Annotated in this window: 13 protein-coding genes; 5 read left to right on the top strand and 8 right to left on the bottom strand. The window is 33.7% G+C overall.

From position 1 onward, the window contains the following. Nucleotides 1–6 precede the first annotated feature (6 nt). Complete coding sequence (locus tag GON26_RS12195; RefSeq protein WP_160375049.1) at nucleotides 7–1,380, top strand: hypothetical protein; 1,374 nt, start codon at nucleotides 7–9, stop codon at nucleotides 1,378–1,380. An 8-nt stretch (nucleotides 1,381–1,388) separates the two neighbouring features. Next, nucleotides 1,389–2,171 carry a hypothetical protein gene (locus GON26_RS12190; protein WP_160375048.1) on the top strand — a complete coding sequence of 261 codons (783 nt, stop codon included), beginning with the start codon at nucleotides 1,389–1,391 and terminating at the stop codon, nucleotides 2,169–2,171. A 206-nt stretch (nucleotides 2,172–2,377) separates the two neighbouring features. Here the strand turns inward: GON26_RS12190 and GON26_RS12185 are convergent, their stop codons facing one another. The 7 genes from GON26_RS12185 to GON26_RS12155 all read right to left on the bottom strand — a co-directional run bounded on the left by GON26_RS12185 (nucleotide 2,378) and on the right by GON26_RS12155 (nucleotide 9,121). Further along, the gene (locus tag GON26_RS12185; RefSeq protein ID WP_160375047.1) at nucleotides 2,378–4,921 is read right to left on the bottom strand and encodes a TonB-dependent receptor; all 2,544 of its coding nucleotides are present in this window, start codon (nucleotides 4,919–4,921) and stop codon (nucleotides 2,378–2,380) included. A gap of 247 nt (nucleotides 4,922–5,168) precedes the next feature. Then, nucleotides 5,169–5,582, bottom strand: a complete 414-nt coding sequence (locus tag GON26_RS12180; protein ID WP_160375046.1) for an RrF2 family transcriptional regulator — start codon at nucleotides 5,580–5,582, stop codon at nucleotides 5,169–5,171. A gap of 70 nt (nucleotides 5,583–5,652) precedes the next feature. Next, complete coding sequence (locus GON26_RS12175; RefSeq protein WP_160375230.1) at nucleotides 5,653–6,480, bottom strand: TPM domain-containing protein; 828 nt, start codon at nucleotides 6,478–6,480, stop codon at nucleotides 5,653–5,655. A 4-nt stretch (nucleotides 6,481–6,484) separates the two neighbouring features. Beyond that, the gene (locus GON26_RS12170) at nucleotides 6,485–6,922 is read right to left on the bottom strand and encodes a TPM domain-containing protein (protein ID WP_160375045.1); all 438 of its coding nucleotides are present in this window, start codon (nucleotides 6,920–6,922) and stop codon (nucleotides 6,485–6,487) included. A gap of 90 nt (nucleotides 6,923–7,012) precedes the next feature. Continuing rightward, entirely contained in the window at nucleotides 7,013–7,600 is a 588-nt protein-coding gene (locus tag GON26_RS12165) for a LemA family protein (RefSeq protein WP_160375044.1), read from the bottom strand. A 40-nt stretch (nucleotides 7,601–7,640) separates the two neighbouring features. Next, nucleotides 7,641–7,973: a MerR family transcriptional regulator gene (locus GON26_RS12160; protein WP_160375043.1), complete on the bottom strand. Its 333-nt coding sequence runs from the start codon at nucleotides 7,971–7,973 to the stop codon at nucleotides 7,641–7,643. A 170-nt stretch (nucleotides 7,974–8,143) separates the two neighbouring features. Beyond that, on the bottom strand, nucleotides 8,144–9,121 hold the full coding sequence (locus GON26_RS12155) for a M23 family metallopeptidase (protein WP_160375042.1): 978 nt from the start codon (nucleotides 9,119–9,121) through the stop codon (nucleotides 8,144–8,146). A gap of 209 nt (nucleotides 9,122–9,330) precedes the next feature. Here GON26_RS12155 and alaS point away from each other — a divergent pair, with 209 nt between their 5' ends. Further along, nucleotides 9,331–11,967: an alanine--tRNA ligase gene (gene alaS / locus GON26_RS12150; RefSeq protein WP_160375041.1), complete on the top strand. Its 2,637-nt coding sequence runs from the start codon at nucleotides 9,331–9,333 to the stop codon at nucleotides 11,965–11,967. Between the two features lie 362 nt (nucleotides 11,968–12,329). Here alaS and GON26_RS12145 read toward each other — a convergent pair whose 3' ends face one another. Beyond that, on the bottom strand, nucleotides 12,330–14,075 hold the full coding sequence (locus GON26_RS12145; protein WP_160375040.1) for an ABC transporter ATP-binding protein: 1,746 nt from the start codon (nucleotides 14,073–14,075) through the stop codon (nucleotides 12,330–12,332). Between the two features lie 376 nt (nucleotides 14,076–14,451). Between GON26_RS12145 and GON26_RS12140 the strand changes: the two genes are divergently transcribed. After that, the gene (locus tag GON26_RS12140; RefSeq protein WP_160375039.1) at nucleotides 14,452–15,189 is read left to right on the top strand and encodes a hypothetical protein; all 738 of its coding nucleotides are present in this window, start codon (nucleotides 14,452–14,454) and stop codon (nucleotides 15,187–15,189) included. A gap of 143 nt (nucleotides 15,190–15,332) precedes the next feature. Further along, nucleotides 15,333–16,106: a hypothetical protein gene (locus GON26_RS12135; RefSeq protein WP_160375038.1), complete on the top strand. Its 774-nt coding sequence runs from the start codon at nucleotides 15,333–15,335 to the stop codon at nucleotides 16,104–16,106. Nucleotides 16,107–16,141: the final 35 nt, after the last annotated feature.

Raw genomic sequence — 16,141 nt, 5'->3', positions numbered from 1 at the left:
ATTATTATGAGTAGAATACGAATTGTAGAGGGAACAATAACAAAGACCACAGGAGGTGAACATCATATCTACTCTGAGGGAGATATTGTGTTTAATGCAGGGGGTAGAATATATCTTAGTGCTGACGGAGAACATATTTATACAACAGAACCTTTGGATCCACCCCAGATTGAGGGAGAAATAACAGAACCATACAAATGCACCCATTGTGAGGAAGAGATTACTTTAAATCAAATTAAATATATACTAACAGGAAAACTTGATGGTAAACTAGAAGATGAATCAAAAGTAAAAGAAATAATTGGGCTAATAAATAAATACAGATTCGATTTCAAACTTGATACGTGCTTAAGAAAAGCTCATTTTATATCTCAAGTGGGTGCTGAATCTAAGTTTAAAAGCACTTATGAAGGAAGTGTTTATTCATCATCTAGCTTAAGTATTTTTAATCAAGGTGTGTCACGATTTAAAGATAATCAAGAAATTGATGATATTGTTCTAGATTCATTAAATGATAATTTATCAACTATTTTTAAAATTGTTGATAAAGATGGTAAAATAATAACAAAAACTAATGCAGAATTAAAAAATATTCTAAAAGCACAAAAAGTTATTGTGGATGAAAAAGAGATATATGGAAAATATAAAGGAGAAAAAGATCCTAAAAATAGCAAGAAAAGAGTTGACAAATTGATTAAAGAGATTTTAAATTCTGACAAAACTATTGATTATCAGATCTACTTAAAAATTCATTCCTCTTTTGGTATTCAAATTTTATCTAGAGCATATGCTAATAGATTTGGAAATGGAGACGAAATGAGTAGAGATGGTTGGAAATTTAGAGGTAAGGGGATTAAACAAATTACATTTAAGGATAATTATGAAAATTTCACAAAGTTTAGAAAAAAATATCCTTTTCCTGATGATAAAACCGGAGAAATTGATTTTACTAAGACAACAGATAGTGTTAAACTTGAAGGGAATTTTGACAAAGTTGCAGAGAATACAATTTATGGTGTGCAATCAGCAAATTGGTATTGGGTAGAAGGAAATGGTAGTGTATATAAAAATGGAGATTTAGATGATGTTAAAAAAGCGACTAAAGCCGTTAATGGAGGATATAATGGATTGGAAGTTAGGAATAAATATACTAAATTGGCGAGAGAAGAAGAAGGTTTTAAAGTTTTCAAACATTATAAACTTGAATATGAAAATGGCACAGATGATGAAAAGAAAAAAATTATTGCAAGATTAAAATTTTTATTAGAAGAAAGAACTCAAAAGGATTCAGCTACCAAAAAAACAGTTAATCTTAAAGATGAAAATGCACAGATTTTATTAGATGAATTAGAATCTAAGATAGAGGTTGGTAAAAAATAAGTGTAATCATGAAAATAAATATTAATAAACTACTAATATTATTTTGCTTAAATATTTGCTCTTGTCAAAGTCAGATTAAAAATAAGTTTCATGCTGAAGTTTTAATTATTAAAGATTCTATTAAGTGCAATAAAGAAATATTTTTTTATGAATTTCCAGACATATTAGGTAAAAATGAAAACAACTTTTTCAATACTGTTATTGCTAAAGATTATATGAATTATTTGGATAGTGAAAAACCTATATTAAAGCCTATAGAATTTGTAAGAGAATCAATTAGAATAAAGAAAAAAAACTGTGATAATAATAATTTTAGCGGTTTATTAAATACAAATTGTACAATTTCTTTCAATAATTTCAATTTACTCAGCGTGATTATGAATTATGAATCACTTGCAGGAAGTTCAACTATCGAAACATATTACTATAATTTCGATGTTAAAAATTCACGAATGCTACAATACAAAGATGTTCTAAAGGAGGAAAAAGTAAATGCTTTAATTAAAATTAGTGATAAAATTTTAAATGGCAGATTAAAAGATCTCTTCAATGAAGAGAAGAAAAATTTAAAAGATTCAGATATATATAAATCGCTAATTAAGTCAAAAAATATATTCAAAAAGGATAATCTTACTTCATTTATTATCAGAGAAGATGGAATTGAGTTTATATACAACTATGGTTTTAATAAGGGTGATTTTGATATTGAAGACAATCTTTTTTTTTCTTTTAAACAGATAGAAATGTTTTTAAAAGATGATTTTAAAAAAAATATAGGATGGATCAAATAAGAAAAATATTATTTCACATCTTGTTGGCTTTTTTTCTTAACCATTGTAAATGGTCAATGGATACGCTAACTGGATGTGCAGTTTTTGTTTACATATCCAAAATAGCTGTCATTGATTTCTTGACATTAAAAAAATAAAACAAAAAAACGAGATATGCTCCAAAGCACATCTCGTTTAATCACTAACCTAACCAATTTTTTGTTTTTTTATAAAGCGTATTTCAATGTAATACCATACGTTCTTTGATCACCTAATACTCCCGCATATTGTCCTGAATTTCCTCCTGCAGGCAATAATTGTTCGTAATAATCTTTGTTAAAAAGGTTACGCCCCCAGAATTGAACAGATAAACCATCGGTTGCACGGAAACCTAAACGGGCATTAAAAATGGCATAACCATCAACAACTAAATATTTTGAAGCCGATGGGCTTGATGAAAATTCGGAACGAGCATAAGAATCAATTCCAAGGAAAATTTTTCCTGCATTTCCAAAGAATTTAGCTTTGTCTGAAAGTTCACCGCCTAACGAGCCTGCCCATTTTGATGCGCCTGGTAAATCTGTTCCTGAAACATCTTTGAAAGATACCGCAGCCCCAGTTTCTTCTAACGGTAGGGGCGCATTAGTAAATTTTACATATTTAGCATCTGTATAAGTAGCCGCTCCATTAATCGTCAAATGCGGATTGACTACAAAACTGGCGTCTAGTTCAAAACCTCTTACTCGTACTTTGTCGGCATTAGCAAGATATCCTCTGTTTACCCCTAATTCAGCTGCCTGAACGTTAGTTTGAAAATCTCTGATATCTGTATTAAAAGCAGTTAAGTTCAAAATCGAATTTTTAAAAGGAGAAGTTTTTACTCCAATTTCGTAATGATTTACCTCTTCAGGTTTGATTACCGCAAGTTCAAGAATAGGCTGACCCGCAAGAGTAGGCAGTCCTGCAACGTTTACACCAACAGGTTTGTAACTTTTTGCAAAAGTTGCATAGGCATTGATCTTGTCGGTTGCTTTGTAGGATACGGTTAAGTTTCCAGAAAAGTCGGTATCATCTGTATTTGATGAAAAAGCCTGATCGGTATAAACTAATTTTTTCAAAGCAATTAATGCCGGATCCGTTGTCTGTAAACCTCCGTATGTTGTACGTGAATAATCCGCATCCTTTTTATCATAATTATATCTAAGGCCCGGTAATACATGCAAACTTTCTGTAATCGCCCAGTCTAATTGTCCAAATACTGCCGCACTCGAAGCTCTTATTCTGGCATCGGTTTTTATTCCGTATCCTTCAAAAAGGCCTGGTGTTTTCCATAAATCGCTTGTGGTACTTTGAGAAAAACGCCATTGTGCGCTACCTGATTCTTCAGTTCCATCAGTTTGCGAAGTTTGGTCAATAAAAAACACACCTACAACACCACTTAATTTTGAGCTAAGTTGACCTGCATAACGAACCTCTTGCGTGATTTGCGTTTGTCTGGTTGGGTTTTGCGATTTTGCTAATACTTGCAATCCGGTAAAATCTCTGTCATTGGATGGATCCCAGTTCCAGAAACGCCAGGCTGTTGTTGAGGTTAGAGTTCCAGTTCCAATTTTTGTGTCAATATTAAGGGAAACACCTCCCATATCTTGTCCTGAACGCCATGGAGTATCCTGATCAATTTTACGATCAAAGGCATTTCTGCTAGGAAGTTGATAATTCAAATCAGCAATAATAGCATCAAACTGACGGTAAGCCGCTCTTTGAGTAGGAGCAACACCAGCGACTACTTGTGCATATCCGTCAGGACGCTGCGTTGTGATATCGGCAGCAAATATAATATTTGTGTTTTCTGTTGGAGTATAAAGTAGTTGCCCTCTAATTCCCTGATTATTTAGGGTATTGGTTGCTCTTCCGGTTACAATATTATCAACTAAACCATCACGTTGGGTGCCTGAAAAAGAGATACGGCCAGCTATTTTTTGACTTAAAGCCCCTGTTATAGAAGCTTTGGCTTGCAGAAAAGCATAGTTTCCGTAGCTTACTTCAAAGTCGGCTCCGGAAGTAAAACTTGGTTTGCGGGTAGTGATATTAAAAGCACCGGAAGTAGTATTTTTGCCAAATAAAGAACCTTGTGGTCCACGTAAAACTTCTATTTGCTCTACATCTATAAAATCTAATGTTGTAGCAGCTGGACGCGCATAATAAACACCATCTACATAAAAACCAACACCGGGATCGATACCGTCATTGGTAAGTCCAAATGGCGAACCTAAACTGCGAATGTTGATTCCGGTATTTCTAGGGTTTGAGGAGTATAATTGTACGGATGGAACTAATTCTTTAATACGATTCACGTTAAATGCTCCGGCTTGTTCTGCTTGTTTTCCCGTTATAACAGATACAGCAATCGGGACATCCTGAACTTTTTCGATGCGTCTTCTAGACGAAACCACAACTTCTACAAGTTGATTTTCTTCTGCCAGAATCACATTAACGGCAGTACTTGTAATTTCTGAGACAAATATTTCAGATGTTTTGTAACCGACATATTGTACTAATAGAGTTAAAGGAAGTTTTCCTTTTGTATCAATACTGAATTTTCCGTTTTCATCAGTTATAGTATTGTTTGTAGTCCCTTTTATCACCACGTTTGCAGCTGCTAAAGGCTGATTTTCACTATTGGTTACAATACCTTCAACGTTTTGTGCGAACGAAATTGAAAATGTTAAGAATAAGATAATTGTAAATATGTTTTTTATAGATGTTTTCATTTTATAGTATGTATATGTAATTAGTAGAATTTAAATTAAATTTTTTTACCAACACATGCACATCATGAATGAATTGTTTTTCACAGTTGTGAAATTACTAGTAGAATTGATTTGTAAAAGATTTTTTAAGACACCTGGTTTACTGAAATGTACTTTCATAGGTTTAAAATTTGTATATGATATGTTAATTATTTTTGCAAATATATACAAATTCTATTAAGTTAGTAGAATTTAAAAAAATATTTTTTTATTTCTTGACCAATGAAGCGATTGTAATCCCTTCCATAGCTTTCAAAGTTTTGTCCCGGATAAGAAGCAAACCGTGACGTAGGCTGCATTCTGACTCGGTTTTGCAATCGGTGCAAGGCTCATAAAAATTTAAAGAAGCACAGGGTAAAAGTGCAATGGCACCATCAAATAAACGATGAATTTCGGCCAAAGTAATGTCGTTTTTTGATTTTATCAGATAATATCCGCCAAATTTCCCTTGTTTACTGCTCACAAAACGTCCACGTTTTAAGTCTAACAAAATTTGCTCTAAAAACTTTTTAGGAATATTGGCACCATCAGCAATTTCTATTGTTCTAGAAATATGATTTTCGTCTTGTTCTGCTAAATAAAGTAAGGCTTTAAGAGCGTATTTTGCTTTATGTGATAACATCTAAATTGAATTATGAATTATAAATTTAAAACTGATTTCAGCATAAAACTTGAAACCTGAAACAAAAAAACTACCAGCTTCCGCTAGAACCTCCGCCAGAGAATCCGCCTCCGCCAAAACCTCCACCGAAGCCTCCGCCAAATCCACCACCAGATGAACCTCCGCCAAAACCGCCAAAACCACCTCCGCTGCTTCTTCCAAGATTACTCAGAATAATAACGTCGAGCAGGCTAGGACCGCCACCGCTATTGTTGCCGGAATTTCCTCCGCCACCTCTTTTGTTTCGAGAAAGCAAAATTAATACAATAACGACAATAATAATAAATGGAAGTATCGGGAAACTTTTTCCTTTGCTTTGTTTGCGTTCGCCTTTGTATTTCCCTTTAAAAACATCAAAAAGCGCATCGGCTCCTTTATCAAGTCCTTTGTAATAACTTCCGGCTTTAAATTCCGGAATGATAATATTTCGGATAATTTCGCCGCCTATTCCAGCAGTTAATCTGTCTTCTAAACCATAACCAGGATTGATTGCGATTTTTCTTTCGGCTTTAGCCAATAAAATAATGACACCGTTGTCTTCTTTAGCTTGTCCAAATCCCCATGTATGTCCCCATTTTGTAGCGAGCTGACTTACATCTTCGCCTTTTAGGCTTTCTATAGTTATTACTACTATTTGGGTTGAAGTTGAATCAGAATAACGAATTAGTTTTTCTTCTAATTGCGACTTTTCAGAAGCACTTAAAACATTCCCATAATCATAAACTGAGGTTTGAAAACTTGGTTTTTCCGGAATTGTAAATTGAGCAAAAACACCACTAAAGGTGAAAAGGGCCAGTAACAAAAAGGTAAAGTGAAAAATTCCTTTGGAATTTGAAATTTGATTTTTGGAAATTTTCATCATTTTATCCTTTTGAGATTTCGTTTGATAATTCGTTGGTGTCTCCGGCTGACCACGGAAAATGCTTTTTTAATTGTTCACCGGCATTCAAAATACCATCCACAATACCTTGCTTGAATTTTCCAGCCTTAAATTGTTCCGCCATTTTATCTTTGGTACAATCCCAAAAATCGTTTGCCACAACATCATTGATTCCTTTGTCTCCGCAAATAATAAAGTTTTTATCGGCAACAGCAAAGTAGAATAAAACACCATTCTGTAATTGGGTTTCATCCATCTTTAATTCATGAAAAACTTCTAAAGCCCTGTCAAAAGGGACTTTAGAAGTTGTTTGTTCAATATGGACTCTAATTTCGCCAGAAGTATTATTTTCAGCCACACGAATAGCTTCAACAATTTCTTGTTCTTCTTCTTTGGTTAAAAAATCTTCTACTTTTGACATTGGGAGTTTTTTAGATTGTTGATTTTAGATATTAGATTTTTAGACTAAATCTTAGATTCTAAGAAGTCTAATAATTCTGATAATCTAACTTTAGAATTTTACTTCAACTGGTTTGTCAGCTCCCGTAGAGGCTTCAAAATATGGTTTTTCTTTAAGACCATACATTCCAGCCAATAAATTTCTTGGGAAAGTGTTGATGTTATTGTTGTAAGGTTTTACAGATTCGTTAAAACGGGTTCTGGCCGTTAAGATTTGATTTTCTGTACTCGCCAATTCATCCTGTAATTTCATAAAACTAGCATCAGCTTTCAGGTTTGGATATTGCTCAACACTTACCAATAATTTGGATAAAGAAGAAGAAACTCCTGATTGTGCAGAGTTGAATGCTGCCAATTGTTCCGGAGTAACATTACTTGGGTCAATGGTAATTCCAGTAGCTTTAGCACGCGCTTCGATTACAGCTGTTAAAGTGCTTTTTTCATGTTCAGCATATCCTTTTACGGTACTAACGATATTCGGGATAAGATCATTTCTTCTTTGATAAGCAGTGTTAACATTTCCCCAGCTTTCTTTTACGTCCTGATCAAGTGTAACAGCTTTATTGTAAATTCCGGAAGCCCAGCTGTATATTCCAATAATAACAATTGCTCCAATAATCCAAGGCAAAAATCTTTTCATGTTTATTTTAATTTAAGTTTATTTATAAAATTATTTTCAATTATAATTCGTTTTTAATTTCGGTTAATTGTGTTTTTATGGTCTCTAATTTACGTATTATTTCGAATTTATCTAATGTTTTCTTTTGCCCTTCCTTCAAATGTATCTTGGCTCCTTCGAGTGTAAAACCACGTTCTTTAACCAAATGATAAATCAATTGCAGGTTTTTAATATCCTCAGGCGTAAACATTCGATTGCCTTTTGCGTTCTTTTTAGGCTTCAAAATATCAAATTCACTATCCCAAAAACGTATCAGAGAAGCATTCACATCAAAAGCTTTGGCTACTTCGCCAATGCTGTAATATCTTTTGCCTTCTTGTAATTCTATGTGCATTTTAGTTCTTAGTTTTTTAGTACCTAGTACTTAGTTTTTTTAATATTTTGTATAATCTTAATTTAGTCATTTTTTCATCTAATCACTAAGGACTAATCACTTACTACTCATTACTATAGACTAGACACTAAGGACTAAGGACTAAGTTCACTAAGGACTAAAGATAAAATTTAATCCAATGATTGATTTTCCTGATTGGCCAGCTGCGAAATGGCCACATATTCTACTGCCGATATATTTCCGTAATAAAAATTAAGCGGATTTACGACTTTACCGTCCTTGTGTACTTCGTAATGACAATGCGGCCCTTCAGATCTTCCTGTACTGCCTACATAACCTATAATGTCACCACGTTTCACACGTTTTCCTGCTCTGCAATTGTATCGGCTTAAATGCGCATACAAACTTTCGTATCCAAAACCATGTCGTATGACAATATGATTCCCGTATCCTGATGCCGAATTGTCAGCTCTTACCACAACACCATCGCCTGTGGCGTAAATTGGTGCGCCGGTATTAGCTGCAAAATCCATACCGTTGTGCATTTTCCTTATTTTGGTAAACGGATCCGTTCGGTATCCAAAACCAGATGCTATTCGTTTTAAATTTTCATTCTGTACAGGCTGAATCGCCGGAATTGCAAGCAATAAATGTGATTTTGTGCCTGCCAGTTTTAAAATTTCATCCAAAGATTTCGACTGAATAGCCAGCTGTTTCGAAATCTTATCAATTCGTTTTGTGGTATTTATAACCAATTGCGAGTTGTTATAACCTTCCAGAATTTTATAACGTTTCAAATCCTTATAACCGGACTGCCTAATCGAATCTGGAATTTCTTTTTTATTAAAATATACCCGATATATATTATTGTCACGATTTTCCAATGCTTCTGTCACATCGTCAATTTCATCCATTTTTTTGTTCAAAATGGCATATTTCAACTTCAAATTCTCAAGTTCCCGGGTTTTCATCCGATCTTTTGGCGTTTCAAAATAAGGTGTATTGAGTAAAAGTACAAAAACTAAAAAGCCAAACAATGCCGAGGACAACAAAAACAAGAAGGCATAGCCAATTTTTGCCCGCTTTCTGGTTTTTATTTTCGTATAAGCCAGATTTTCTGAGTCGTAATAATATTTTACTTTCGCCATATTTTAAAATACCCTATTTTTGCAGCTTGTAAAATAGTTAGTCGAACAAATTTAATAAATGTTTCAGTTGTTCAACGCTTTTTTTCAAGAATAAAAAACAATTAGATAATTAGATAATGTGACAATTAGATAATTTATTGTATTAAAAATTAAGTATTTTTTTTAATTATCTAATTGGCACATTATCAAATTGGCACATTTAATAAAATATGAAATCACAAGACGTACGTAAACAATTTTTAGACTTTTTCAAGAGCAATGGACATTTAATTGTTCCTTCTGCTCCAATCGTCCTTAAAGACGATCCAACCCTTATGTTCAATAACTCGGGAATGGCCCAGTTCAAAGAATATTTTTTAGGAAACGGAACCCCAAAAAGTCCAAGAATAGCCGATACGCAAAAATGTCTTCGTGTTTCAGGAAAACATAATGACCTTGAAGACGTGGGTTTTGATACCTATCACCACACCATGTTCGAAATGTTGGGGAATTGGTCTTTTGGAGATTATTTTAAAAAAGAAGCGATCAATTGGGCTTGGCAATTGTTGACAGAAGTGTATAAAATTCCGAAAGAGAATCTGTATGTTTCTGTTTTTGAAGGAAGCAAAGAAGACAACGTGCCATTCGATCAGGAAGCTTGGGATATCTGGAAAACTCTAATCGACGAAGACCGAATTATTCTTGGGAACAAAAAAGATAATTTCTGGGAAATGGGCGATCAGGGACCATGTGGACCTTGTTCTGAAATTCACGTTGATTTACGTTCTGAAGAAGAAAAAGCACAAGTTTCAGGAAAAAGCCTGGTAAACAACGATCACCCGCAAGTAGTTGAAATCTGGAATAACGTATTCATGGAATTCAACCGTAAAGCCGATGGTTCTCTGGAAAAACTTCCTGCGCAGCACGTTGATACCGGAATGGGATTTGAACGTTTGTGTATGGCTTTGCAAGGAAAAACATCCAACTATGATACAGATGTTTTTACGCCGCTTATCGAAAAAGTAGAACAAATTACAGGTTTAAAATATACCTCTGATGAAGTAAAAAACATATCTGAAGAACAAAATAAAACCAATATCGCGATTCGTGTCATTGTAGATCATGTTCGTGCGGTTGCCTTTGCTATTGCCGATGGGCAATTGCCTTCAAACACAGGAGCGGGTTATGTAATTCGTAGAATTTTACGTCGTGCGATTCGTTACGGATTTACTTTCCTGGATACCAAAGAGCCTTTTATCAATAAATTGGTAGAAGTTTTAGCAAACCAAATGGGAGAATTTTTCCCTGAAATTAAATCGCAGCAACAATTGGTTACGAATGTAATTCGCGAAGAAGAAGCTTCTTTTTTAAGAACTTTGGATCAGGGATTACAATTGTTGGATAATGTAATTGCACAAACTTCCGGCTCTGAAGTTTCTGGTGCTAAGGTTTTTGAATTGTATGATACATTCGGTTTTCCAAAAGACTTAACAGCTTTAATTCTAAAAGAAAAAGGCTTCTCCTATAATGAAGAAGAATTTGAAGTTGAATTACAAAAACAAAAAACACGTTCTCGTGCTGCATCTGAAGTTTCGACTGAAGACTGGTCTGTTTTGATTCCAGGAAACGTAGAAACTTTCGTTGGTTACGATCAAGTAGAGAATGACGTAAAAATTACCAGAATCCGTAAAGTAGATTCTAAAAAAGATGGAATTTTATACCAAATTGTTTTAGACAGCACGCCTTTTTATCCAGAAGGTGGAGGTCAGGTTGGTGATAAAGGAACATTGGTTTCGGCTAACGAAACCATCGAAATTATCGATACAAAGAAAGAGAACAATTTGATTTTGCATTTAGCAAAACAATTGCCTGAAAATATCGAAGCTGGTTTTGTAGCCAAAGTAAATACTGATTTAAGAACGTCAACTTCTAAAAATCACTCAGCTACACATTTAATGCATTTGGCTTTGAGAAACCTTCTTGGAACGCATGTTGAGCAAAAAGGTTCATTGGTAAATCCAAATTATCTTCGTTTTGACTTTTCGCATTTTTCTAAAGTTTCTGATGAAGAATTGCGTCAGGTTGAAGCAAGTGTAAATGCGCAAATCGAAGCGCAATTGCAATTGACAGAACACAGAAATATTCCGATCAAAGAAGCATTAGACAAAGGTGCAATGGCTTTGTTTGGTGAGAAATATGGAGATAATGTCCGTATGATTGAATTTGGCGACAGTAAGGAACTTTGTGGTGGAATTCACGTAAAAAATACAGCAGAAATCTGGCATTTCAAAATCATTTCTGAAGGAGCAGTTGCAGCCGGAATTCGTCGTATTGAAGCGATTACGGGTGATGCGGTGAAAGATTTCTATCAAAATCAGGAGAACACTTTAGCTGAAATAAAAGAAACATTAAAAAATCCGCAGGATATTTTAAAATCAGTGACTTCATTACAAGATGATAATGCGAAGTTGAAAAAACAAATTGAGCAATTATTAAAAGAAAAAGTAGGCGCTTTAAAATCTGAATTGGAAAAAGATTTCCAGGAAGTAAACGGCGTAAATTTCCTTGCAAAACAAGTAGATTTAAGCATGGCTTCGACTAAAGATTTGGCTTCTGCATTAGGAAGTTCTAAAGCAGATTCATTTGTTTTCTTAGCTTCAATCGAAGACGGTCAACCCAATATTCATTGTTATATCTCTAAAGAATTGGTGTCAGCTAAAAGCCTAAACGCAAATGCAGTAATCAAAGAATTAGGAAAATATATTGAAGGAAACGGAGGAGGACAGCCTTTCTTCGCTTCTGGAAAAGGGAAAAATGCTTCTGGAATTGTGGAGGCTTTGGCTAAGGCGGTTGAGTTTGTGAAATAAAGTTTCTGAGGTACTGAGTTGCTAAGGCTCTAAGTTTTTATAAAATGACAAACCCTTTCAGAGTTCTAAATTCTGAAAGGGTTTTGTGTTTGTTTATTTCTCATTTTATGTCAATTTCGACAAAGGATAAATCTTAGTGAGAAGCTCGACAAAGATTTGATTTTCGTTGTGGAGTTACTTGTGGAGATCCTTCGTTCCTCAGGATGACAAAAATGAGAGAAAGAATCGTCAAGTTTGTCATTCCGTAGGAATCTCTAAGCTTTGTGCTTACGGTGCTGGGATTCCTCCGGAATGACAAACTTTGAGTTATAATCTGTGGCTAAAAAAAACCTTGCAACTTAGTATCTTAGAATCTTAGTAGCTTATTTACGTTCCCCAATTTGCTGACGCCACATAGCGTAATACAAACCTTTCTCGTTTAATAAATCTTCGTGTTTTCCTTGTTCGATGATTTTTCCTTGTTCCAGAACAAATATTTTATCAGCGTGAATAACTGTCGATAATCGATGTGCGATCAAAACCGTGATTCTATTTTTATCGGAAACCTTTCGAATAGTCGAATTGATTTCTTCTTCGGTAATCGAATCTAGAGCCGAAGTTGCCTCATCAAAAATCAATAAATTCGGATTTCTCAAAATGGCTCTTGCGATAGATAAACGCTGTTTTTCACCACCCGAAACTTTAATTCCGCCTTCGCCAATTGTGGTGTTCAGACCGTCTTCGGCACGTTTTAAAAGTTTGTCACAGCTAGCCTTTTTTAAAGCATCATAAAGCTCTTCATCGGTTGCATTGGGTTTTACAAACAATAAATTTTCGCGAATTGTTCCGGAGAATAACTGCGCATCCTGCGTTACGAATCCTAATTGTTTTCTTAGGTCTAACAAATCAATTTCGGCAGAATCGGTTCCGTTATACAATACTTTTCCTTCGGCGGGCGTGTATAATCCGACCAATAATTTTACCAAAGTTGTTTTTCCAGATCCAGAGGGCCCAACAAAAGCTACAGTTTCGCCCTGTTTGATGTCAAAATTTATATCTTCTACCGCTTTAAACTTGGCAGTTTTGTGTTGGAAACTCACATTCGAAAAAAGCAATGTTTGAATGGCACCAATATGTTTTGGGTTTTTAGGTCGAAATTCTTTTGGAGCGCTCAATAATGTTTTGAAATTTTCCATCGAAACTTTGGTTTCATTCAAAGCAATAATGAAATTCCCTAATTCCTGCAAAGGTCCAAAGATGAAGAACGTAAAAAACACCATCGTCAATAAATCGCCCACAATAATTTTATCTCCGAATAAGAAATAATACAAAGTAAAAACGACACAAGTTCTTAAAAAGTGAACGGTAGTTCCCTGAATAAAACTCAGACTTCTTATAAAACGTATTTTTTGTAATTCCAGTTGAAGGATTTTAAACGTATTCAGATTCAGACGTTTTTCTTCCTGATAGGTTAGTCCAAGACTTTTTACCAATTCGATATTACGTAAACTTTCGGTAGTAGAACCTGCCAAAGCATTGGTTTGATTGACAATTTTTCTGGAAACGATTTTAATTTTCTTTCCTAAATAAGAACTTACCATTGCAATGATCGGAGCAGTAATCAAGAAGATAATCGAAATTCGATAATCTATTTGAGCAACGTAAACAATCACAAATACAAACCCGATAACCGTTTGAAAAATAAGCGAAATCGAAAGGGTAATCAATTTCTCAGAATCAGAACGTACTTTGGTAAGTTTGCTTAACGTTTCACCACTGCGTTGATCTTCGAATTCGGCGAAAGGCAAATCAAGCGATTTTTTTATTCCGTCCGTGTACATTTGAGCTCCTGTACGCTGAATCACAACATTGGTAAAATAATCCTGAAAGTTTTTGGTAATTCTGGAAATCATGGCAGCACCTAGTGAAAGACCCAGCCAGAAAGAAAGCGATTTGATAAATCCAATTTCGTTTCCTTTGTATTTGTGTAAACCAACACCACAATCCTGCATTAATTTACCTGTAATAATGGAGTCTGATAAACTGAAACAAATGTTGATAGCGGCCATAATCAAAGCAAAAAACAATAACATTTTATGTTTGATTATATACGAGTATAATAATTTCATATTTATAATTTGGATTTAAAGAAATGCAAAAGTAATGAATAGCATGGTTTTGTGTACCGCCTTACTGTTATTAAAAACCTAATTTTTGTAAAATCAGAGGAACAATTTATTGCGTTGGATTTTTTGGGTTTCAAAGAATTGCAACTTCAGCCAAATAGCAGCATTACGAGTCAATTTATGTCTGTTTGTTATGTTTATTCTAAAAACGATAGTGATGAGGTGTTATTTATAATGTTGATTTTTAATGGATTAAAAAAGGTTGGTAAAATAAATTTATATTTATTTTATTAGAGATTTTATTGTTAAAAAAACTAGTTTTTTCGAATTGATTTTACGTCATTTGTAAGAACTATTAATTTTAAAAAACCTACTAAAAATGAAGAAAATTCTATGCCTTTTTGGCGCATTAGCTTTAATCTTAACTTCTTGTTCAAGTGATGATTCGTCTGATGATAACGGAACTGTATTACTAAAAAAGTCTATCACAACTGATTCTGAAGGGGAGAAATTAACCAGAACGTACAAATACGATGGTAATAAAATCGTAAGTATGACCAATGATTCTGGAGAAGAAGGTCTTTATTATACCTATACAGGAAATTTGATTACGAAAATAGAGTTTAAATTCCCTGATGGAACACTCGAACAGGTCAATACTTATGAATACGACTCAAAGGATAGATTGGTAACCTTTATCAGATCTGAACCTTTAGATGAGCTGGGCAGTAAAGAAGTTTATACGTACAATGCTGATGGTACAGTTTCGGTAAAGCACTATAGCGGAGATCACGAATCCCAAACAGGTCTAAATGGAGAAGGGACAATATATTTTTCTAATGGAGAAGTATCAAAAATTTTAATTAGTAACGGAACAAGCAGAAGCTATACTTATGATGATAAAAACAATCCGATGAAAAATGTTTTAGGATATGATAAAATTGCCTTTGAAGACAGTGAAGCATCAGGTGTATTGCATAACATACTTACTGAAACAGATTTGGATTATGATGAATTAGAAAGCAGCTACAGTTTTACATATAATTCTGATAACTACCCAACAAACAGCATTGAAAATGAAGATGGAGAAACAGCTACGGTTGAATTTTTCTATTAATTAAATTCATTTCCAAAATAAGTTAAGCCCAGTATTTAAAAGTGTTGGGCTTTTTTTGTTTAAAAATATTTTTGTAAGTATTTTTTGTTTTTTTTAATATATTTGAAAACTAATTTTAATTCATAAATATGAAAAAGTTTTTATTGCTTTTTAGCACTATTGCCTTATTGCTGACTTCTTGTTCAGGTGATGATGAAAATAATACGGACATTGATCCAACATTGCCAAAAACAATTACTTATAATTATCCGGATTTTCCTCAGGAGAATAGCAAATCAACAATTACTTATGATGGTAATAAAATTGTAAGTATAGAAAAATTAGGTTCAAAAACAGTTTATACTTATGATGGAAATCGTATTATAAAACAAGAAGTTTTTGATTTATTGGATAGTGAAAAGATAACCAAAAAAAAGGATATTGCATATACCTATGAAAATGGAAAATTAAAAACGAGACTATTTAGAGAGGGGTTTACAACAGAATACCCTGATGGGCGATACATATATAAAAGCGTTTATACACATACTTCGGATGATGTTGTTTCTTATATATATTATACAGTAAATGCAACTACAAAAGTAGAAACCAAGAGCAGTGAAGGAAATGTGACTTATAAGGATGGTAATATGGTTAAAGAGCAAGAAATTATAGGTTCATCAGTTTCAACTCGCGTTTATGAATATGATAGTAAAAACAATCCTCTTAAAAATATCATAGGATTTGATTTGTTATTAAATGAAACACCTTTTTCTATTAACAATATTTCGAAAATTAATAGGACAGAAACTGAATTTCCTGATCCCGTAAATTATATTTATGCTTACATTTATAATGATAATAACTATCCGGTTAAACAAACCTCTTTTGCAGGAGATGGAGTTTCAATTGAGTATGAAATAGAATATACATACTAGAATACACAAAGTAAATTTATCAAAAACCAAATACT

It is taken from the genome of Flavobacterium hydrocarbonoxydans, assembly GCF_009789235.1.
Classification (GTDB): domain Bacteria; phylum Bacteroidota; class Bacteroidia; order Flavobacteriales; family Flavobacteriaceae; genus Flavobacterium; species Flavobacterium hydrocarbonoxydans.
This window is presented reverse-complemented; position numbering and strand designations above follow the sequence as displayed.